Source organism: Amycolatopsis sp. FBCC-B4732, assembly GCF_023008405.1.
GTDB lineage: Bacteria > Actinomycetota > Actinomycetes > Mycobacteriales > Pseudonocardiaceae > Amycolatopsis > Amycolatopsis pretoriensis_A.
The window spans coordinates 8,497,361-8,516,736 of the sequence record NZ_CP095376.1; the positions used below are offsets into that span (position 1 = coordinate 8,497,361).

The following is a 19,376-nucleotide window of genomic DNA, read 5'->3' on the forward strand; positions in this document are numbered from 1 at the left end:
GGGGGACACGGGTGAAGATCACCGGGGTTGAAACGTTTCTGGTCGCGCCGCGCTGGCTGTTCCTCAAGCTCAGCACGGACGAGGGCGTCTGCGGCTGGGGCGAGCCCGTGGTCGAGGGCCGCGCGGAGACCGTGCGCGCGGCCGTGCACGAGCTGTCCGAGCTGCTGATCGGCCAGGACCCGCTGCGCATCGAGGACCACTGGCAGGTGCTGCGCCGCGGCGGCTTCTACCGCGGCGGGCCGGTGCTCTCCAGCGCGCTGGCCGGCTACGACCACGCGCTGTGGGACATCGCGGGCAAGGTCCGCGACGCGCCGGTGCACGAGCTGCTCGGCGGCCCGGTCCGCGACCGCGTCCGCGTCTACAGCTGGGTCGGCGGCGACCGGCCGTCCGGCATCCGCGAAGCCGTGTCCGCGCAGGTCGAGGCCGGGTTCACCGCGGTGAAGATGAACGTCGCCGGCCCGCTGGCGGCGATCGCGTCCCCCGCCGAAGCCGACGCCGCCGTGGCGCGCGCGTGGGAGGCGCGGGAGGTGCTCGGCCCGCACCGCGACCTCGCGATCGACTTCCACGGCCGCGTCTCGCCCGCGATGGCCCGGCGGCTGGTCAAGCTGCTCGAAGACGTCCAGCCGATGTTCGTCGAGGAGCCGATCCTGCCGGAGACCCAGGGCGACGCGCTGCGCTCGGTCGTCGAGGCGTCCACCGTGCCCATCGCGGTCGGCGAACGGCTCTACTCGCGCTGGGAGTTCAAGCCGGTGCTCGACGCCGGCGTCGCCGTGGTCCAGCCGGACCCCTCGCACGCGGGCGGCATCTCCGAGCTGCGGCGGATCGGCGCGCTCGCGGAGGTGTACGGCGCTTCGCTCGCGCCGCACTGCCCGCTCGGCCCGATCTCGCTGGCGGCGTCGCTGCAGGTGGCGTTCGCGACGCCGAACTTCCTGATCCAGGAACAAAGCGTGGGCATGCACTACCACGAAGGCCGCGAACACCAGTACCTCGTGGACGCGTCGCTCTTCGCCTTCCAGGACGGCTACGCGAGCCGGCCGCCGAAGCCCGGTCTCGGCATCGAGGTCGACGAAGAAGCCGTCCGCCGCGCCGACGAAACCGGGCACGCGTGGCGCTCGCCGGTGTGGCGCCACGACGACGGGAGCCTCGCCGAATGGTGACCTGGCTCGAGCGCGGCGACCTGCGGCTCGGCCTGGTCCCGGAGCTGGGCGGCCGGCTCCTGTCGGTGCGCCACCGCGGCGCCGAACTGCTCTGGCGCAACCCGGCGCTGCTCGACGACGACCTGCGCGGCGAGTACGCCCCGAACGCCGGCCGGATGGGCGACTGGGTCAACTACGGCGGCGACAAGACGTGGCCCGCACCGCAGGGCTGGGCTGGTCCGGACCAGTGGCCCGGGCCGCCCGACCCGGTCCTCGACTCCGGCCCGTACGCCCTGGTCCTCGACGGCGACACGGCCACCATGACCAGCGCGCCGGACCCGCGCACCGGCCTGCGGTTCACGCGCGCGATCACGGTCCTCGACGACGGCTACCGGCTGGACCTGCGCGCGGAGAACGTGTCCGGGCGGCCGGTGCGCTGGGCGCTGTGGAACGTGACCCAGCTCCCGGGCGGCGGCGCGGTCACCGCGGGGCTCCGGACGCCCGAGGTCGTCGCGCTGGTGGCGGGCACGGGCCGCCCGGAGTACACAGTGGACGGTGACCGGCTGGTCGTCCCGCCCCAGGACGTCGTCGGCAAGCTGGGCGTGCCGGGCTCGGCGGGGTGGGTGACGTACGGGGCGTTGACGCTCTCCTTCGCCGTGGATCCGGCCGGGGAGTACCCGGACGAGGGCTCGCCGCTGGAGATCTGGCTGGAGCACCCGCTGCCTTCGCCGCTCGCGGAGCTGGGTGACCTGGACCCGCCGGCGCGGATCGTCGAGCTGGAGGTGCTCGGCCCGCTGACCACGCTGGACCCGGGCGCGTCGATGTCCCTGACCTGCGCGGGTATCGTGAGGGCGTGACGGACAAGCCCCGCATTCCGAACGTGCTCGCCGCCCGCTACGCCTCGGCGGAGCTGGTCTCGCTCTGGTCGCCGGAGCAGAAGGTCGTGCTGGAGCGGCAGCTCTGGCTCGCCGTGCTCAAGGCGCAGAAGGACCTCGGCGTCGAGGTGCCGGACGGCGTGGTCGAGGCGTACGAGCGGGTCGTCGACACCGTTGACCTGGACTCGATCGCCGAGCGGGAGCGTGTCACCCGCCACGACGTCAAGGCGCGGATCGAGGAGTTCAGCGACCTCGCCGGCCAGGAGCACGTCCACAAGGGCATGACCTCGCGCGACCTCACCGAGAACGTCGAGCAGCTGCAGCTGCTCCGTTCGCTCGAGCTGGTCCGCACGCGCGTCGCCGCGGTGCTGGCGCGGCTGGCCGCGCTGGCCGTCGAGCACGCGGACACCGTCATGGCCGGGCGCTCGCACAACGTCGCCGCGCAGGCCACCACGCTGGGCAAGCGGTTCGCGACCGCGGCCGACGAGCTGCTGGTCGCCTTCGAGCGGCTCGACAACCTCATCGAGCGGTACCCGCTGCGTGGCATCAAGGGCCCGGTCGGCACCGCGCAGGACATGCTCGACCTGCTCGGCGACGAGTCCACTTTGGACCAGCTCGAAGACCGCGTGATGCAGCACCTCGGCTTCAACCGCCGGTTCACCAGCGTCGGCCAGGTCTACCCGCGCTCGCTCGACTTCGACGTGCTGTCCACTGTGGTCCAGCTCGCCGCGGCGCCGTCCAGCCTGGCCAAGACGATCCGGCTGATGGCGGGCCACGAGCTGGTCACCGAGGGCTTCAAGCCCGGCCAGGTCGGCTCGTCGGCCATGCCGCACAAGATGAACACCCGCTCGTGCGAGCGCGTGAACGGCCTCGCCGTCGTGCTGCGCGGCTACCTGTCGATGATCGGCGAGCTGGCCGGCGACCAGTGGAACGAGGGCGACGTCTCCGACTCGGTCGTCCGCCGCGTGGCGCTGCCGGACGCGTTCTTCGCGCTCGACGGCCTGCTCGAGACGTTCCTCACGGTGCTCACCGAGTTCGGCGCTTTCCCGGCGGTGATCGAGCGTGAGCTGGATCGCTACCTGCCGTTCCTGACCACGACGAAGGTGCTGATGGCGGCGGTTCGCGGCGGCGTCGGACGTGAGACGGCCCACGAAGCGATCAAGGAGCACGCCGTCGCCGTCGCGCTCGAGATGCGCGAAGGCCGCGCCGACAACGACCTCCTCGACCGCTTCGCCGCCGACGAGCGCATCCCGCTCGACCGCGGTGAGCTGGACAAACTCCTCGCCGACCGGATCTCGTTCACCGGCACGGCCGGGCGCCAGGTGGCGCAGGTGGCCGAGCGCGTGAAGCAGCTGCTCGAGCGGTTCCCCGAAGCGGCCGGCTACGCGCCGCAGCCGATCTTGTGAGCTGACGCACCCGTCCACAGAATGGAACGAATCCACTCGAACGGGCGAAATCCCTAATCTCGATCGCTGACCCACGCCGGCGCTGCGAAGCGCCGGTCCTCACCATGGAAGAAGCGATGAGATCCACGCTGTCCAAGATCGCCGCCGCCCTGACCGCGGGCGCGCTGACGTTGACCCTCGCCGCCTGCGGTGGTTCCGACGCGGGGACGACCACCCTGCGCGTCGGGACGCTCAGCGACGCCCCGCCGTCCATCTACCTGGAGAACGGCCGGTTCACCGGCTACGACAACGAACTGCTGCGCGACATCGCCAAGCGTGAGGGCTTCGAGGTCGAGTTCGTCGGCACCGAGTTCTCCAGCCTGCTGGCCGGCGTCGCGACCGGCAAGTTCGACATCGGCAGCTCGACGATCTCGAGCACCGAGGCGCGCAAGAAGACGGTCGCCTTCTCCAACGGCTACAACACCGGCTTCACCACCGTCGTCACGGCGAAGGGCGCCAACCTCAAGGACGTCGCCGCGCTGTCGGGCAAGCGCCTCGGCGTGGTCCAGGGTTCGGTGCAGGACGAGCTCGCCGGCAAGACCGCCGGTGCGCAGGTCGTCCGCTTCCCCGACTACAACGCGGGCTTCGCGCAGCTGAAGAACGGCACCCTCGACGGCTGGGTCGTGCCGCAGGACATCGGGCAGAAGTACCTGGACCAGAACCCGGGCGTGCCGCTGGAGCTCGGCTACACGGTCGAGGACAAGGACACCCCGTCGGCGTTCGCCGTCGCCAAGACGAACACCGATCTGCTGAACAAGCTCAACGACGGGCTGCGGAAGGCCGTCGCCGACGGTACGGTCGCCCGGATCTACGGGCAGTTCTACAAGAACACGCCGCTGTCGAAGGAACTCCAGCAGGGCGGCCCCGGGCTGCCGGTCAAGAACGTGGGTGCGTGACATGAAGAAGCTGATCGTCACCGTGCTGGCCGCGGCCCTCACGCTCACCGCGTGCGGCGGGGGTTCCGAGAGCGCTTCCTCGACGTTGCGCGTCGGGACGCTGAGCGACGCGCCGCCCAACATCTACCTGAAGGACGGCAACTACACCGGCTTCGACAACGAGCTGCTCAAGGCCATCGCGGCCAAGCAGAACCTGAAGCTGGAGTTCGCCGCGACCGACTTCTCGGCGCTGCTCGGGCAGGTCGCGTCCGGCCGCTTCGACATCGCCAGCTCGGCGATCGCGCAGACCGACGAGCGCAAGAAGACGGTCGACTTCTCCGCGGCCTACGACTTCGAAACCATGAGCATCCAGGCCAAGCAGGGCACCCCGGTGACCGACGAGAAGGGCTTGGCCGGCAAGCGGGTCGCCGTCATCCAGGCGACCGTCGGCGACCACTGGCTGACCAGCACCGTTCCGACCGCGCAGGCCGTGCGCTTCCCCGACTACGCCGCCGCGCTGACCGCGTTGAAGACCGGCTCGGTCGACGCGTACATCCTCGACCAGAGCATCGCGGAGAAGAACGTCACCGACAACGCCGACGCCAAGCTCGTCGTCGTGAAGAGCTTCGTCACCGACGTGCCGCACGGGTTCGCCGTCAAGAAGGGCAACGCCGATCTGCTCAAGAAGGTCGACGACGGGCTCAAGCAGGTGATCTCCGACGGGACCTGGCTTAAGCTGCACCAGCAGTTCCTGCCGACCGCTCCGGTGCCGGCCGGGTTCCAGGGTTAGGAGAAGCATGAAGAAGACACTGGTCACGGCGCTCACCGCGACCTTGCTGGCGGCGCTCACGGCGTGCGGCGGCGGCTCGGACAGCGGCGACGGCAAGACCCTGCGGGTCGGCACGCTGAGCGACTCGAAGCCGAACGCCTACCAGGAGAACGGCAACTACACCGGCTTCGACAACGAGCTGCTCAAGGCCATCGCGGCCAAGGAAGGCCTGAAGCTGGAGTTCGCCGCGACGGAGTTCTCGGCGCTGCTCGGCCAGGTCGCGAACGGCACCTTCGACATCGGCAGCTCGGCGATCTCCCAGACCGACGCCCGCAAGAAGACCGTCGACTTCTCCGCGCCGTACAACTACCAGTCCCTCGGCATCGAGGCCAAGGAGACCGCCGGCATCACCGACGAGAACTCGTTGGCGGGCAAGCGGATCGGTGTCGTCCAGGGCACGGTCTCCGACACCTGGCTCGGCTCGAACGCACCGACCGCGCAGGCCGTCCGCTTCCCGAACGACGCGGCCGCCCTCAACGCGCTCAAGACCGGCGCGATCGACGGCGCGGTGTTCGACCAGGCCACGGCCGAGGACTACGCGAAGAACAACGCCGACGCGAAGCTCAAGGTGACCAAGGCGATCACCACGACCATCCCGCACGGGTTCGCCTTCAAGAAGGGCAACACCGACCTGATCGGCAAGATCAACGACGGCCTCAAGAAGGTCATCGCGGACGGCACGTGGGTCAAGGTGCACGACCAGTTCGAGCCGACCGCGCCGGTGCCGGCGGAATTCAAGGCGGGGCAGTAGTCCACAATGGACGACTTCGTCAACACTTTTCTGGACTGGGACTACATCACCCAGGTCCTGCCCGACCTGCTGAAGACCGGCCTGCTGAACACGCTCGTCCTGTCGGTGTCCTCGGCGCTGATCGGCACCGTGCTCGGCATGCTGCTCGCCGTCATGGGCCTGTCCACCAAGTGGTGGCTGCGCTGGCCGGCCCGGGTCTACACCGACGTCTTCCGCGGGCTGCCGGCCATCCTGACGATCCTCCTGATCGGCCAGGGGCTCGGCACGCTCGCGCGGGACGTCGTCGGGACGAACCCGTACCCGATGGGAATCCTGGCGCTGTCGCTGATCGCGGCCGCGTACATCGGCGAGATCTTCCGGTCCGGCATCCAGAGCGTCGACAAGGGGCAGATGGAGGCCAGCCGGGCGCTCGGGATGAGCTACACCAGGTCGATGCTGCTGGTGATCATTCCGCAGGGCGTCCGGCGGGTGCTGCCCGCGCTGGTGAACCAGTTCATCGCGCTGGTCAAGGACTCCAGCCTCGTCTACGTCCTCGGGCTGCTGTCCGGCCAGCGCGAGCTGTTCCGGATCGGCCAGGACCTCGCGGCCAACACCGGGAACCTCTCGCCGCTGGTCGCCGCGGGCGTGTTCTTCCTGGTGATCACCGTGCCGCTGACGCACCTGGTCAACTACATCGACAAGAAGCTCCGGACCGGGCGCAAGGTGCGCGCGGACGAGCCGGGTGACGACGAGCTGGACTTGGTCGCCAGCGGGAAGGTGACGTCGTGACCGCGACCCGGGTGCGTTCGTCCAGTGTGGAGCTGCGCGACATCCACGTCAGCTTCGGCACGCTCGAAGTCCTCCGCGGCGTCGACCTCAAGGTCGAAAGCGGCAGGACGACGTGCGTGATCGGGCCGTCCGGTTCGGGCAAGTCGACGCTCCTGCGCTGCGTGAACCGTTTGCAGGAGCCCGATTCCGGCGACCTCCTGCTCGACGGCGAGTCGGTGATCAGGTCCGACCCGGACGCGCTGCGCCAGCGGGTCGGCATGGTGTTCCAGCACTTCAACCTCTTCGGTCACCGGAGCGTGCTGGACAACATCGTGCTGCCCTTGCGCAGCGTGAAGAAGATCGGCAAGGAGGAAGCGGCGGAGATCGCCCGCGCCCGGCTCGCCGAGGTCGGCCTGGCGGACAAGGCGCCGTACCGGCCGAGCGCGCTTTCGGGCGGTCAGCAGCAGCGCGTCGCGATCGCACGGGCGCTGGCCATGGACCCCGAGGTGATGCTCTTCGACGAGGCCACCAGCGCGCTCGACCCCGAGCTGGTCAAGGGCGTGCTGGACCTGATGGCCGGGCTGGCTTCGCGAGGACTCACGCTGATCGTGGTGACGCACGAGATGGGGTTCGCCCGCAGCGTCGCCGACGAGGTCGCGTTCATGGACGCGGGGAAGATCGTGGAGCAGGGCCCACCGGCCCGGGTCTTCGACGAGCCGCAGAGCCCACGCCTGCAGCGATTCCTGTCACAGGTGCTCTGAAAACGGCACGCGTGCTCGCCGTGCCCGCGGGTAACCTGCGGGCATGGCGAGGATCGCGCGGCTGACGTACTACCCGGTCAAGGGGTGTGCCGGCACTTCGGTGCCGGCCACCGAGGTCGGGCCCGCCGGGCTGGCGCACGACCGGGTCTTCCAGGTCGTCGCGCCGGACGGTGACTTCCGCAGCCAGCGCCGTTACCCGGCGCTGGCCGCCGTCCGGCCGCGCGTGCTGGACGGAACGCTCACGCTGTCCGCGCCCGGCCGGGACGACCTCACGATCGACGTCCGCCGCGACGGCCCCCGCCACCCCGGCTCGACGTTCTCCTGGCACGGCGAAGGCGTCCACCAAGGAGAAGCCGCCGCCGAGTGGTTCTCGGACCTGCTCGGCCTGCCGTCGGTGCTGATCCGGGTCGCGCCGGACCACGAACGCGTCACCGGCGGCGAGCACCCGGGCACGGCCGCCTTCGCCGACGGGCACGCGCTGCTCGTCGCCTCGGAGTCCTCTTTGGACGGCCTGAACGCGCGCATCCTCGAACGCGGTGGCGAGCCCGTGCCGATGGATCGCTTCCGCCCCAACGTCGTCATCTCCGGCTGGCCGGAAGCGCACACCGAAGACGAGGTCCGCGAGATGCGGGCAGGCACCGCGGAATTCGGCTACGCCAAGCAGTGCGTGCGCTGCACCGTGCCGATGGTCGACCAGGAGACCGGCGAAAAGGCCGGCCCCGAGCCGATCCGCACGCTGGCGTCCTACCGGCGGCACCCCGACGGCGGCGTGGTCTTCGGGATGAAGGCCGCCGTGCTGCGCCCGGGTCAGGTAGCGGTCGGCGACGAGGTGATCGTGCACTCCTGGGCGGGCCCGAGCCCCAGCACCGCCGACGCCGAACCGCCGTTGACGGCGACCGCGAGCCGCCCGGCCGAGTCCGTGTAGAGGACGCTGGCCCCGGCCGGGACGTCCGCGAACGTCCGGCCGACCACCGTCGTCACCGCGACCCGCTCGCTGTGCACGGAAACCGCGCCGGTCAGCCCGGACAGCTCGAGGTCGGCCGGGGTCGCGGCGAGCTGGACGTTGCCGAAGTGGTCGACCGTCAGCACCTCCGACACCAGCTTCCCGGGGAAGGCCGCGACGAACGGCTCCGGCATCGACACCAGGTCGGTGACCGGGTCGCCGAACGCCGAGGGCGCGACCCCCAGCGCCAGGTGCGCGGCCGCGGGCGCGAAGACGTCCCGGCCGTGGAACGTCGCCGACGTGACCGGCAGCCGCAGCGACGGCTCGGCCAGCTCGTACGCCGCCCGGACCCCGCCCAGCGCCTGCGCGGCCGGCAGCAGGAGGCCGTTGTCCGGCCCGACCAGTAACCCGTCCCCGGCGACGACGACCACGCCGAGCCGGGTCGTGCCCACGCCGGGGTCGACGACGGCGACGTGCACCGACTCCGGGAGGAACGGTGCCGTCTGGGCCAGCGCCATGGCCCCGTGCCGGATGTCCTGGGGCAGCACGTCGTGCGTCACGTCGAGCACGCGCACCGCGGGCGCGAGCCGCGCGATCACGCCGTGGCAGGCCGCCACGAAGCCGTCGCGCAGGCCGTAGTCGGTGGTCACCGAGATCCAGTCGTACGCCATGCCAGCATCATCCATGGTGGCGGAGGGTGCCGGTTAGGGTTCAGTGCGTGACACCCCTCCCCACCCCCGAGCGGCTCGCCTCCGGCAAGGTCCGCGACCTCTACGCCGTGGGCGACGACCACTTGCTGATCGTCGCGTCCGACCGCATTTCCGCCTTCGAGCGCGTGTTCCCCACCCCCGTCCCGGACAAGGGCCGGGTGCTCACCGCGATGAGCGCGTTCTGGTTCCGCGAGCTCGCCGACGTCCTCCCGAACCACCTGGTGGCCTGCGAAGGGCCGCTGATCCCCGCGTCCTTCCGCGGCCGCGGGCTGCTGGTCGAGCGGCTCGACATGCTGCCGGTGGAGGCGGTCGTCCGCGGGTACCTGTCCGGGCGCGGGTACGCCGACTACCGCCGCTCCGGCGCGGTCTGCGGGCTCGCGCTGCCGGCCGGGCTGCCCGAGTCGGCCCGGCTGCCCGAGCCGATCTTCACGCCGTCCACCAAGGCACGGCCCGGCGAACCGGACGAGAACATCGACTTCGACACCTTCGCGGCGGTCCTCGGGCGCGCGCTCGCCGAAGAGGTCCGCGAGGCGTCGCTGGAGCTGTACCGGCGGGGTGCCGCGCGGGCCGCGGAGCAGGGCCTGCTGCTCGCGGACACGAAGTTCGAGTTCGGCATCGGGGCGAACGGCGGGCTGGTCCTCGCGGACGAGCTGCTGACCCCGGATTCGGCGCGCTACTGGCTCGACGGCGACCACCGGCCCGGCCGCCCGCGGCCGTCGTTCGACAAGCAGCACGTGCGCGACTGGCTGGTCGGCCCGTCGTCGGGCTGGAACTGCGTGGCCCCGCTGCCGGCACTGCCCCCGGCGGTGGTGACCGCGACGCGTGACCGGTACATCGAGGCGTACCACCGCGTGACCGGGCTTTCCCTGGCAGACTGGCCGCGTGATCCTGCTGATCTGCGGCAGCCTGCGAGCAGGCTCGGGCAATGCGGCGGTGCTGGGGACCGTCGCGACGCTCACCACGAGCACGACGTACACCGGTCTCGGCGAACTGCCGCACTTCAACCCCGATGACGACCGCGACCCGCTGCACCCCGCGGTCGCGTCGCTCCGGGAAGCGATCAAGGCGGCCGACGCGATCCTGATCTGCACCCCGGAGTACGCGGGCGGCCTGCCGGGCTCGTTCAAGAACCTCCTGGACTGGACGGTCGGCGGCGGCGAGATCTACGGCAAGCCGGTGGCGTGGATCAACGCGTCCTCGATCGCCGCGCCGACCGGCGGCCGCGACGCGCACGACTCGCTGCGCAAGGTGCTGACGTACGCGGGCGCGAAGATCGTCGACGAGGCGTGCGCCCGGATCCCGGTCTCGCGCGCGGACGTCGCCGACGGCCAGGTCGCCGACCCCGACTTGCGTGGCCGGATCGCGATGGCCGTGCAGCTCCTGCGTGAAGGCGTCTGACCCTTCCGGCAACGGTCGTCCGCCCGTTCTGCGCAGTTCACGGCGACGTCAGACGCGTGCGTCCCAATGGGTGGTGTGGACGCTCGCTTGCTGGTTTCGCTGTCGGGAATCACCCCGCGCACGCTGCACCGGTGCGCCGACCTCGCGGCCGAACTCGACCGCCGCAAGGTGCCGTTGTCGCTGCTGTACGCGGCCCGCACCGGCGACGGGCCGGTGACGGAGTGGGTCCGCACCCGCGCCCGCCGCGGTGATTCGGTGCTGCTGCACGGATACGACCACACGGTCACACCCACCCACCGCACGGTGTACCTGGGCAAGAAGGCGGAGTTCGCGACCCTGCCGGCACACGAGGCCCGCCTCCGGCTGATCGCGGCGAAGGCGTTGCTGGACACCGCCGGCCTCGCCGTCGACGGCTTCGCCCCGCCGCGCTGGGTCGCGTCCCAGGGCACACTGCAGGCCCTGGCCGAGCACGGCTTCCGCCTGTGCGCGGACCTCGGCGCGGTGCGCGACCTCGTGACCGGCGAGGTGCGCCGCGCCCGCGTGAGTGAGTTCACGAGCCAGTCACACCGCACGGAAACGGTGCGCTGCTTCGCCTTGGTGCTGGCAGCGGCCCGCACGGCCCGCCGGGGCGGGTTGGTCCGGCTGGGGGTGGAAGCCACGGACCTCACCCGCCCCGGCCTCCGCCAGGCCCTCCTGGACGCGGTCGACGTGTCGTTGGAGAACCGCGCGTTCGGCGCGACTTACGGCTCGCTGCGCACGGTCGCGGCCTAGAACTTCGCGGGTTCGGCCCGTTCGAGCACCTTGACCTCGGTCTCTTCGGGCGCGAGGTTCCCGAACAGCCCGTAGTGCATGGCGGGGTTGGCGAGCACGGCTTCGTGGATCGGCACGGCCACCCGCGGCGCGACGGCCCGCAGGTAGTCGACGGCTTCGCCGGCCTTCAGCCACGGCGCCCCGGTCGGCAGCCCCAGCACGTCGATCTTCTGCTCCGGCACGAAGAACGAGTCGCCGGGGTGGAAGAACGCGCCGTCGTCGAAGACGTACCCGATGTTCGGGATGACCGGGATGTCGGAGTGGATGACCGCGTGCTCCCCACCGACCGCCTTGACGGAGGTGTCCCCGACGGCGAAGGCGTCCCCGACGTTGGCGACGTCGAACTGCACGCCGAGCTTCTGGACGGCTTCGGCGGACCCGGGATCGACGATCAGCTTCGCCTCCGGGTTGGCCTCGAGGATCTTCGGCAGCCGCTCGACGTCGAGGTGGTCGAAGTGCTGGTGCGTGACCAGCACGGCGGACAGCTCCCGCTCCCCTTCGAAGCCGGTGGAGAACGCGCCGGGATCGATCAGGATCCGCTCGGAGCCGGTCTCCAGCAGCAGGCAGGCGTGTCCGAAATGGACGATACGCATCGATGGTTCTCCTTTGCGGGGTGGACGATTCCAGCCTAGTCCCGGATGCCGTGACCTCGCCAACACTCTCGGTAGTCCGACTCGACTCTGCTCCACGGCTCGAAGTGAACTGCGATCGAGAGCCTCGGAAATGTCACAATTGTGCGTGATGACCGAAACGACCTGGATGCAATATGTCGAGAGGTTGTTAGCGTTGTCCCTTGGTGCCCGCTGCTGAAGGGGGTCGGTCTGCGTGTTCGACGAATTTCTTGGCTGGCTCCAAGGTCAGCTTGTGCGACTCGGGCTCGCCGGTCTTGCGCGAGGGATCCTGGGAATCCTTGGATTCGGCGTGCTGTTGAGTGGGCTGCTCGGCAATTTGGCGATCAAGGCGGGGTTTCTTGTCGCGGGTGTCCTGGCGGTGTTGGGCTTGCTGGGAGTTCTCCTCCTGGATCGATCCGACTCGCGACGGGGTCGGGAATTGGATCGGCGCCTTCTGGGAAGGTACTGCACTTATTTGAAAGTTCGCGGTGAGCAGGGTTGGACAATTTCGCGATGGGAGGAGTCTGCGGTTTTGAAGCCGAACGGTGACGCTGACGAGCGAATCGTCGTGACGGCAGTTGTGGATTCCGATTTGCTTGACTTCTTCGCTATTCGAACAGGACCTGGTCGTGGGCAGTCTCAGTTAAGTCGTCGGCACGTGAAGATCGGGGTCGGTTCGTTCGAAGGCGAGGGGCTGGGATCATCGCAGTGGGACGTCACCTCGCACTGGCTCAATGATGGAAGGCTCGAAGTGATCGTGCACTTTGCCCATCCGTTGCGACGAGGCGCAATCATGCGCTTGGTGGTCGACAAGAAATGGCCGGGTAAATGGGCGCCATTGATGAAGGATGGAAATCCTGACACTTGCGGTGTGACATTCGCTCATCCGATAGACTACATCGAATACTCGGTCTTGCTTCCGGTCGGCTATCTCGTTCATTGTGATCCCGTGGGGCTACAGGAAGGTGTCGACGACTACGTTGTCGGCGTCAAGACATCGGGCGTCGAACAAGTCGAGGCCCGGCTGGTCGCTCGCTCGATCACAGAACAGCAACGAGTGGGCATGGTCTTGAGGCTCAAGAGTGAAACAAACCACCTCGTGCGAGTGGTTTGATTTCTAGATCCGCTCAAAGCTTCCCGGCGAGCAAGGCGTCCCCGAGTTCCGTCCGCCGGTACAGCACCCGGTGCCCGCGCCGCTCCGAAGCCAGCAACCCCGCCCCGCGCAACGCCGTCAAGTGCGCCGACACCGTCGCCGGCGCCAAGCCACACCGCCGGGCCAGCTCAGTGGTCGCGGCCGGCCGGTCCAACGTAGCCAGCAACAACGCCCGCGTCCGGCCGAGCACCTCCGCCAAAGCCTCCGGCATCGCCACCTCGGACGTCCACAGCGAAGCGACCCCTCGCGCCGGGTACAGCACCGAAATCTGCCACGGCGGCACCGTGACCACCCCGACCCCCGGCCACGCGAACACCGCCGGGATCAGGAGCAACCCGCGGGAGTCGATCGACAGCCGCTCCCGGGCGTGGACGTCGATCAGCACCGACGTCCCGGCGAGCCGGACCCGCGGGTGCAGCTCCGCGAACATCGCCGCGATGCCGCCCGAACCCAGCCGGCGCGTGCGGAACGCGATGTCCGCCGCCAGCAGTTCGCGCAGGCGGGGCCACTCCGGGGCGAGCAGCGTGTGCCAGACCGTCTCCAGCTGGTCGGCCAGCAGGTCGCGGGCGGTCGCCGGGTCGGCCGGCAGCTGCGACAGGTCCGCGTCGACCATCCTCAGCTCCAGCGCCACCTGCGACGGAGGCGTCGCGCGCACGGCCCGCAGCTGGGCCGCCGCCGTCGTCTCCGGGCCGTCGGGCGGCGGGCTCAGGAACTCGGTGATGTAGTGCCGCGCGCTCAGCACCGCGGCCAGCTCCGGCACGTCGACGGCGGGCGCGCCGGACAGCCACGGCAGGTGCGCCGGGTGCGTGCGGACGCCGAGCAGCGTCCGGACGGCGCCGAGGACCTCCTCCAACGGCGAAATCGCGAACCGGACGCGCTGGCTCCCGGCCGCGGTCAGGACCAGCTCGATCATCGGTGATTCGCTCTCACCCGAATGAGTGTGCCTCAAGAACCGGCCAGGAGAGCGTGGAGGCATGTCGTTGTTCACCCATCGCGCCTACTGGCGCTGGTCGGCGGGCGTCCAGTTCGCCCGGCTCCCCGCGACCATGGCGCCGCTCGCGTTCACCCTGCTCACGACGGCCACGACCGGGTCGTACCGGCTGGGTGGCGTGCTCATGTCGGTCTTCGTCGTGGCCGAGATGGCCGGGGCCGTGCCGGTCGGGCGGCTGCTCGACCGCGTCGGGCCGGCCAGGGGGCTCCCCGCGCTGCTGCTCCTGACCGCCGCCGGATTCGCGGCCCTGGCGACGGCGGCCGCGAGCGGGGCGCCGAACGCCGTGCTGCTCGCCCTCGTCCTGCTGCCCGGGATCTCGGCCGGCGCGCTGTCCGGCGGCTTCCGGACGCTCCTGGCCGAAGCGGTGGACGACGAACTGCTGCCGCGCGCCATCTCCGTCGACGCGATGATCCTCGAAGGCGTGCTGATCGGCGGTCCGGCGCTGGTCGCCCTGCTCGACCTGGCCGGCACGTTCGTCCCGATCGCGGCGATGGCCGTGGCCTGCGTGGCCGCCGCCGCGCTCGTCCCGCGCCGCGCGGGTGAGCTCGATCGGGTGGAATCCGCTGACGACGTCCCGCCCGCGACGCTCTTCACCTACCTGCCGTGGCTGTGCTGCGCGTTCACCGTCGGGCTGCTGCTCTCGACGATCGAGGTCGCGCCGCTGCCGCTCGTGCAGCGCCTCGGCGCGCCGGAAACGGCCGCGCCGGTGGTCATCGCCGTGCTGAGCGGGGCGAGCATCCTGGGCAGCGCGCTCTACGCGTGGCGCGGCAAGACCGGCGACCCGCGGCTGTTCCTCGGCGGGTTCGTCGCAGGCGGGCTCGCGCTCGCCGCCGACCTCGGCTGGCCGGGGTTGATCGCGTCGATCGCGCTCATCGGCGGCTGCACCGGGCCACTGGTCGCCGCGACGTCGGTCAACCTCCAGCTGCTCCTGCCGAAGAACCGGAGGTCAGCGGGGTTCTCGCTGAGCTTCACCGTGCAGGCGTGCGGCTTCGGGCTGGGCTCGCTGGCGGTCGGCGTGCTGCCGTTGTGGCTCGCCCCGCTGTTCGGTGTCTTTGCCGCGGCGATCGCCGGTGGAATGCTGGTGGTGAAGCCCGCGCGAGCTATTGGCACAGTGTCAGTAACGTCGTAACCTGGGCTGAACCTCGACCCACGGGAGACGCCGATGACTGCCGTCCAGCCGAAGCCGACGTCGGTCGGCGAAACCTTCGACTCGCTCAGCCCGGCGACCGACGAGGTGGTCGGAACCTACCCGATCCACACGGCGGACGACGTGCAGGCGGCCGTCGAGCGGGCGCGCGTCGCGGCGCTGTGGTGGGAAGGACTCGGCTTCGCCGGGCGCGCGGAGCGGCTGAAGAGCTGGAAGGGCGTGCTGACGCGGCGGCTGCCGCAGCTGTGCCAGGTGGTCCGCGACGAGACGGGCAAGCCGATCGCCGACGCGCAGCTCGAGAGCGTCCTGGCCATCGAGCACATCGCGTGGGCGGGCAAGAACGCGAAGAAGATCCTCGGCAAGCAGAAGCGCTCGGCCGGGCTGCTGATGTCGAACCAGGCCGCCACCGTCGAGTACCAGCCGCTGGGCGTGGTCGGCGTGATCGGCCCGTGGAACTACCCGGTCTTCACGCCGCTCGGCTCGATCGCGTACGCGCTCGCCGCGGGCAACGCCGTCGTCTTCAAGCCCAGCGAGTACACCCCCGGCGTCGGGAAGTGGCTGGTCGACGCGTTCGCCGAGATCGTCCCGGAGCAGCCGGTGCTGCAGCTGATCACCGGCTTCGGCGAGACCGGCGCGGCGCTGGTCGGCGCAGGCGTCGACAAGATCGCGTTCACCGGCTCGACCGCGACGGGCAAGCGCATCATGGCCGCGGCCGCCGAGACGCTCACCCCGGTGGTCATCGAGGCCGGCGGCAAGGACCCGGTGCTCGTCGACGCGGACGCCGACCTCGACGCCGCGGCCGACGCCACGGTGTGGGGCGCGTTCTCCAACTCCGGCCAGACCTGCATCGGCGTCGAGCGCGTGTACGTCCACGAGAAGGTGCACGACGCGTTCGTCGCGAAGGTCGTCGAGAAGTCGAAGGACGTCCGCGCGGGCTCGGACGAGGCCGCGCAGTACGGCCCGGTGACGATGCCCTCGCAGCTCGGCGTCATCAAGCGCCACATCCAGGACGCGCTGGCCCGCGGCGGCAAGGCGGTCCTCGGTGGCGAGGACGCGGTCGGCGACCGCTACGCGCAGCCGACGGTGCTGATCGACGTCCCGGAGGACTCCGAAGCGGTCACGGAGGAGACCTTCGGCCCGACGGTGACGATCGCGAGGGTCCGCGACATGGACGAAGCCGTCGAGCTGGCCAACAGCACGAAGTACGGCCTGGGCTCGACGGTCTTCTCGAAGTCCCGCGGTGTCGAGCTGGCCGAGAAGCTCCGCACGGGCATGACGGCGATCAACGCGCCGCTGTCGTTCGCGGGCATCGCGTCCCTGCCGTTCGGCGGCGTCGGCGACTCGGGCTTCGGCCGCATCCACGGCCCGGAAGGGCTGCGCGAGTTCGCGCGCACGAAGGCGATCGCGCGTCAGCGCTTCACGGCCCCGCTGACGCTGACGTCGTTCACCCGCAAGGACTCGACCGACGCGCTGGTCGCCAAGCTGGTGACCATCCTGCACGGCAAGCGCTAGCGGCCCCGGATCAGGTCCGCCGCCTTTTCCGCGACCATGATGGTCGGCGCGTTCGTGTTGCCCCGCGGCACCACGGGCATCACGGACGCGTCGACCACGCGCAGGCCTTCGACGCCGTTGACCCGCAACTGGGGGTCGACGACCGACCCGATCGAGCAAGTCCCGACCGGGTGGTAGAGCGTCTGCGTGTTCTCGCGGACGTGCTCGGCCAGCTCGGAGTCGCTCAGGTCGTGCCGCGCGGGCAGGAAGGGCTGGTCGAGGAACCGCTTGAGCGGCCCCGACTTCCCGATGTCGATCAGCGCGCGCAGCCCGGCGATCATCGTCTCCATGTCCCGCGACTCCGAGTAGTACGCCGGGTCGATTTCCGGCTTCCACAGGGGATTCGCCGACTTGAGCCGCAGCCGGCCGCGGCTCGCGACGTCCACCAGCGTCGCCGCCGAGGTGAAGCCGGGGACCGTCGGTTCGCGCATGCCGTTGTCGTAGAACAACGTCGGCGCCACGTGGATCTGCATGTCCGGCGCGGGCAGGCCGGCCGTGGTCGGGAAGAACGCGCCCGCCTCGCCGATGTTCGACGCCAGCGGGCCGCGCTTGGTCAGCTGGTAGCGGACGAGACCGCGTGGGGTCGCCGCGTCGATGAGGTCGGTCGTGCCGCGGGTGGACCAGATGATCCCGCAGGCCGGGTGGTCGTGCAGGTTCTCGCCGACGCCGGGCAGTGCGGCGACGACGTCGATGCCGTGCTCGCGCAGGTGCTCGGCCGGGCCGACGCCGGAGACCATCAGCAGCTGCGGCGAATTGACCGCGCCGCCGCTCAGGATCACCTCGGTGGACGCGTGCGCGGTGCGCTCGACGCCGTTGTCCAAATAGGACACCCCGGCCGCGCGGGTGCCTTCGAAGACGATCCGGGTCGCGGGTGAGGACGTCTTCACGGTGAGGTTCGGCCGCTCGAGCGCCGGGCGCAGGTAGGCGTCCGCGGTGGACCAGCGGCGGCCCTTCTTGCAGGTCACCTGGTAGACGCCGGCGCCTTCCTGGCTTTCGCCGTTGAAGTCGTCGGTGCGCTTGAGGCCCCACGAGACGGCGGAGTCGACCCAGGCGTGCGACAGCTCGTGGGTGAACCGCCGGTCCTCGACGTGCAGCGGGCCGTCGGTGCCGTGCAGCGGGTCACCGAGCCGCTGGTTGCCCTCGGCGCGCTTGAAGTAGGGCAGGACGTCGTCCCAGCCCCAGCCTTCGGCGCCGTGGGAATCGCGCCAGCCGTCGTAGTCGGCGCGGTTGCCGCGGATGTAGATCATCGCGTTGATCGACGAGCAGCCGCCGAGCACCTTCCCGCGCGGCCAGTAGGACGTCTTGCCGGTGTGCTTCTGCTCGACGGTCTCGTAGTTCCAGTCCCACTTGGTCTTGAACAGCGAGGGGAACGCGGCGGGGATGTGGATCTCGTCCGCGGTGTCCTCGCCGCCCGCTTCGAGCAGCAGGACCTGGGCCGACGGGTCTTCGGTCAGGCGGTTGGCGAGCACGCAGCCCGCGCTGCCGGCGCCGACGATGACGTAGTCGAAGGACTCCTGGACGGCCACGGTGCCTCCTGTTGGCGAGATGTCAACGACTCATCATGGCGCAGCGCCGCGCCCTCGGCCAGTCTAGGTTTTCCGGTGGCCCTCGCCACCTGGGCGCGAGGGCGGCGAACAGGGTCAACTATGCTGGCCCGGTACCCACGACCTGCGTGAATAAGGAGCAGCCTGCCGTGGCCCGAGTCGTCGTCGACGTCATGCCCAAGCCCGAAATCCTCGACCCGCAGGGGCAGGCCGCGCTCGGCGCCGCCGGCCGCCTCGGCTTCACCGGGATCAAGGAGATCCGCCAGGGCAAGCACTTCGAGATCGAGGTCGACGACACGGTCGACGACGCGACGCTCGAGAAGATCGCCGAGGGCTTCCTCGCGAACCCGGTGATCGAGCAGTGGACCATCAAGCGGGTGGAGGCGTGAGCGCCCGCATCGGCGTCATCACCTTCCCGGGCACCCTGGACGACGGCGACGCGGCCCGCGCGGTCCGCTACGCCGGCGGTGAGGCGGTCCCGCTCTGGCACGCGGACGAGAACCTCCACGACGTCGACGCGGTCGTCGTCCCGGGCGGCTTCTCGTACGGCGACTACCTGCGCGCGGGCGTGATCGCCCGCTTCGCCCCGGTGATGACCCCGGTGATCGAGGCGGCCCGCGGCGGCATGCCGGTCCTCGGCATCTGCAACGGCTTCCAGATCCTGTGCGAGGCCGGGCTCCTACCGGGCGCGATGATCCGCAACCAGGGCCTCCACTTCATCTGCCGCGACCAGTGGCTCCGGGTGGAGAACACCTCGACGGCGTGGACCACGCGCTACGAAGAGGGCGCCGAGATCCTCATCCCGATGAAGAACATCGACGGCTGCTACATGGCTGAGCAGTCCACTTTGGACGAGCTGGAGGGCGAGGGCCGCGTGGTGTTCCGCTACGTCGGCGGCAACCCGAACGGCTCCCGCAACGACATCGCGGGCATCCGCAGCGAAAACGGCCGCGTGGTCGGCCTGATGCCGCACCCGGAGCACGCGATCGACGCGCTGACCGGCCCGTCGGACGACGGGCTCGGGATGTTCTTCAGCGCGGTGGACGCGCTGGTCAAGGCCTGACGCGAAGCAGCCGGGGCACCTCCTGAGGTGTCCCGG

Annotated in this window: 21 protein-coding genes; 17 read left to right on the forward strand and 4 right to left on the reverse strand. The window is 70.4% G+C overall.

Features of this window, described 5'->3' with window-relative positions; genetic code table 11:
• Window positions 1–11 precede the first annotated feature (11 nt).
• The 9 genes from dgoD to MUY14_RS38325 all read left to right on the forward strand — a co-directional run bounded on the left by dgoD (window position 12) and on the right by MUY14_RS38325 (window position 8,344).
• Window positions 12–1,157 carry a galactonate dehydratase gene (gene dgoD, locus MUY14_RS38285; protein WP_247016838.1) on the forward strand — a complete coding sequence of 382 codons (1,146 nt, stop codon included), beginning with the start codon at window positions 12–14 and terminating at the stop codon, window positions 1,155–1,157.
• Window positions 1,151–1,993, forward strand: coding sequence for a DUF4380 domain-containing protein (locus MUY14_RS38290; protein WP_247016841.1), 843 nt, complete (start codon window positions 1,151–1,153; stop codon window positions 1,991–1,993). Before dgoD ends, MUY14_RS38290 begins: the two co-directional genes overlap by 7 nt.
• Window positions 1,990–3,417 carry an adenylosuccinate lyase gene (gene purB, locus MUY14_RS38295; protein ID WP_247016843.1) on the forward strand — a complete coding sequence of 476 codons (1,428 nt, stop codon included), beginning with the start codon at window positions 1,990–1,992 and terminating at the stop codon, window positions 3,415–3,417. The genes MUY14_RS38290 and purB overlap by 4 nt, the downstream gene beginning before the upstream one ends.
• A gap of 116 nt (window positions 3,418–3,533) precedes the next feature.
• Window positions 3,534–4,352: an ABC transporter substrate-binding protein gene (locus MUY14_RS38300; protein ID WP_247016844.1), complete on the forward strand. Its 819-nt coding sequence runs from the start codon at window positions 3,534–3,536 to the stop codon at window positions 4,350–4,352.
• 1 nt (window position 4,353) lies between these two features.
• Entirely contained in the window at window positions 4,354–5,121 is a 768-nt protein-coding gene (locus tag MUY14_RS38305; RefSeq protein ID WP_247016846.1) for an ABC transporter substrate-binding protein, read from the forward strand.
• Between the two features lie 7 nt (window positions 5,122–5,128).
• Window positions 5,129–5,911 carry an ABC transporter substrate-binding protein gene (locus tag MUY14_RS38310; protein WP_247016848.1) on the forward strand — a complete coding sequence of 261 codons (783 nt, stop codon included), beginning with the start codon at window positions 5,129–5,131 and terminating at the stop codon, window positions 5,909–5,911.
• A gap of 6 nt (window positions 5,912–5,917) precedes the next feature.
• Entirely contained in the window at window positions 5,918–6,679 is a 762-nt protein-coding gene (locus tag MUY14_RS38315) for an amino acid ABC transporter permease (RefSeq protein ID WP_247016850.1), read from the forward strand.
• The gene (locus tag MUY14_RS38320; RefSeq protein WP_281506206.1) at window positions 6,676–7,419 is read left to right on the forward strand and encodes an amino acid ABC transporter ATP-binding protein; all 744 of its coding nucleotides are present in this window, start codon (window positions 6,676–6,678) and stop codon (window positions 7,417–7,419) included. Before MUY14_RS38315 ends, MUY14_RS38320 begins: the two co-directional genes overlap by 4 nt.
• A gap of 43 nt (window positions 7,420–7,462) precedes the next feature.
• The gene (locus MUY14_RS38325; protein WP_247016852.1) at window positions 7,463–8,344 is read left to right on the forward strand and encodes an MOSC domain-containing protein; all 882 of its coding nucleotides are present in this window, start codon (window positions 7,463–7,465) and stop codon (window positions 8,342–8,344) included.
• On the opposite strand, the gene MUY14_RS38330 is transcribed toward MUY14_RS38325, so the two are convergent.
• The gene (locus tag MUY14_RS38330; RefSeq protein WP_247025455.1) at window positions 8,227–9,033 is read right to left on the reverse strand and encodes an S-adenosyl-l-methionine hydroxide adenosyltransferase family protein; all 807 of its coding nucleotides are present in this window, start codon (window positions 9,031–9,033) and stop codon (window positions 8,227–8,229) included. The two genes, MUY14_RS38325 and MUY14_RS38330, sit on opposite strands and share 118 nt — an antisense overlap.
• A 47-nt stretch (window positions 9,034–9,080) precedes the next feature.
• Here MUY14_RS38330 and MUY14_RS38335 point away from each other — a divergent pair, with 47 nt between their 5' ends.
• The 3 genes from MUY14_RS38335 to MUY14_RS38345 all read left to right on the forward strand — a co-directional run bounded on the left by MUY14_RS38335 (window position 9,081) and on the right by MUY14_RS38345 (window position 11,241).
• Window positions 9,081–10,085: a phosphoribosylaminoimidazolesuccinocarboxamide synthase gene (locus MUY14_RS38335; protein WP_247016854.1), complete on the forward strand. Its 1,005-nt coding sequence runs from the start codon at window positions 9,081–9,083 to the stop codon at window positions 10,083–10,085.
• Complete coding sequence (locus tag MUY14_RS38340; protein WP_247016856.1) at window positions 10,006–10,470, forward strand: NADPH-dependent FMN reductase; 465 nt, start codon at window positions 10,006–10,008, stop codon at window positions 10,468–10,470. The genes MUY14_RS38335 and MUY14_RS38340 overlap by 80 nt, the downstream gene beginning before the upstream one ends.
• 66 nt (window positions 10,471–10,536) lie before the next feature.
• Entirely contained in the window at window positions 10,537–11,241 is a 705-nt protein-coding gene (locus tag MUY14_RS38345; protein ID WP_247016858.1) for a DUF2334 domain-containing protein, read from the forward strand.
• On the opposite strand, the gene MUY14_RS38350 is transcribed toward MUY14_RS38345, so the two are convergent.
• Window positions 11,238–11,873, reverse strand: coding sequence for an MBL fold metallo-hydrolase (locus MUY14_RS38350; RefSeq protein ID WP_247016860.1), 636 nt, complete (start codon window positions 11,871–11,873; stop codon window positions 11,238–11,240). The two genes, MUY14_RS38345 and MUY14_RS38350, sit on opposite strands and share 4 nt — an antisense overlap.
• A 232-nt stretch (window positions 11,874–12,105) precedes the next feature.
• On the opposite strand from MUY14_RS38350, the gene MUY14_RS38355 reads away from it, so the two are divergent.
• Complete coding sequence (locus MUY14_RS38355; RefSeq protein WP_247016861.1) at window positions 12,106–13,005, forward strand: hypothetical protein; 900 nt, start codon at window positions 12,106–12,108, stop codon at window positions 13,003–13,005.
• 13 nt (window positions 13,006–13,018) lie between these two features.
• Here the strand turns inward: MUY14_RS38355 and MUY14_RS38360 are convergent, their stop codons facing one another.
• Window positions 13,019–13,957, reverse strand: coding sequence for a DUF5937 family protein (locus MUY14_RS38360; RefSeq protein WP_247016863.1), 939 nt, complete (start codon window positions 13,955–13,957; stop codon window positions 13,019–13,021).
• A gap of 61 nt (window positions 13,958–14,018) precedes the next feature.
• Here MUY14_RS38360 and MUY14_RS38365 point away from each other — a divergent pair, with 61 nt between their 5' ends.
• Both MUY14_RS38365 and MUY14_RS38370 read left to right on the forward strand, forming a co-directional pair.
• Complete coding sequence (locus MUY14_RS38365; protein ID WP_247016865.1) at window positions 14,019–15,164, forward strand: MFS transporter; 1,146 nt, start codon at window positions 14,019–14,021, stop codon at window positions 15,162–15,164.
• A 33-nt stretch (window positions 15,165–15,197) separates the two neighbouring features.
• Window positions 15,198–16,694, forward strand: a complete 1,497-nt coding sequence (locus MUY14_RS38370; RefSeq protein ID WP_247016867.1) for an aldehyde dehydrogenase family protein — start codon at window positions 15,198–15,200, stop codon at window positions 16,692–16,694.
• On the opposite strand, the gene MUY14_RS38375 is transcribed toward MUY14_RS38370, so the two are convergent.
• The gene (locus MUY14_RS38375; RefSeq protein WP_247016869.1) at window positions 16,691–18,259 is read right to left on the reverse strand and encodes a GMC family oxidoreductase; all 1,569 of its coding nucleotides are present in this window, start codon (window positions 18,257–18,259) and stop codon (window positions 16,691–16,693) included. The genes MUY14_RS38370 and MUY14_RS38375 overlap by 4 nt on opposite strands.
• Before the next feature lie 167 nt (window positions 18,260–18,426).
• Between MUY14_RS38375 and purS the strand changes: the two genes are divergently transcribed.
• Window positions 18,427–18,666: a phosphoribosylformylglycinamidine synthase subunit PurS gene (purS, locus tag MUY14_RS38380; protein WP_086861396.1), complete on the forward strand. Its 240-nt coding sequence runs from the start codon at window positions 18,427–18,429 to the stop codon at window positions 18,664–18,666.
• Window positions 18,663–19,340: a phosphoribosylformylglycinamidine synthase subunit PurQ gene (gene purQ / locus MUY14_RS38385; RefSeq protein WP_247016871.1), complete on the forward strand. Its 678-nt coding sequence runs from the start codon at window positions 18,663–18,665 to the stop codon at window positions 19,338–19,340. Before purS ends, purQ begins: the two co-directional genes overlap by 4 nt.
• Window positions 19,341–19,376 lie beyond the last annotated feature (36 nt).

Coding starts and splice junctions, on each gene's coding strand:
- MUY14_RS38290 (WP_247016841.1), top strand. CDS start 1,151: ATGGTGACCTGGCTCGAGCGCGGCGACCTGCGGCTCGGCCTGGTCCCG.
- MUY14_RS38300 (WP_247016844.1), top strand. CDS start 3,534: ATGAGATCCACGCTGTCCAAGATCGCCGCCGCCCTGACCGCGGGCGCG.
- MUY14_RS38305 (WP_247016846.1), top strand. CDS start 4,354: ATGAAGAAGCTGATCGTCACCGTGCTGGCCGCGGCCCTCACGCTCACC.
- MUY14_RS38310 (WP_247016848.1), top strand. CDS start 5,129: ATGAAGAAGACACTGGTCACGGCGCTCACCGCGACCTTGCTGGCGGCG.
- MUY14_RS38315 (WP_247016850.1), top strand. CDS start 5,918: ATGGACGACTTCGTCAACACTTTTCTGGACTGGGACTACATCACCCAG.
- MUY14_RS38325 (WP_247016852.1), top strand. CDS start 7,463: ATGGCGAGGATCGCGCGGCTGACGTACTACCCGGTCAAGGGGTGTGCC.
- MUY14_RS38330 (WP_247025455.1), bottom strand. CDS start 9,033: ATGGCGTACGACTGGATCTCGGTGACCACCGACTACGGCCTGCGCGAC.
- MUY14_RS38345 (WP_247016858.1), top strand. CDS start 10,537: ATGGGTGGTGTGGACGCTCGCTTGCTGGTTTCGCTGTCGGGAATCACC.
- MUY14_RS38350 (WP_247016860.1), bottom strand. CDS start 11,873: ATGCGTATCGTCCATTTCGGACACGCCTGCCTGCTGCTGGAGACCGGC.
- MUY14_RS38360 (WP_247016863.1), bottom strand. CDS start 13,957: ATGATCGAGCTGGTCCTGACCGCGGCCGGGAGCCAGCGCGTCCGGTTC.
- MUY14_RS38365 (WP_247016865.1), top strand. CDS start 14,019: ATGTCGTTGTTCACCCATCGCGCCTACTGGCGCTGGTCGGCGGGCGTC.
- MUY14_RS38370 (WP_247016867.1), top strand. CDS start 15,198: ATGACTGCCGTCCAGCCGAAGCCGACGTCGGTCGGCGAAACCTTCGAC.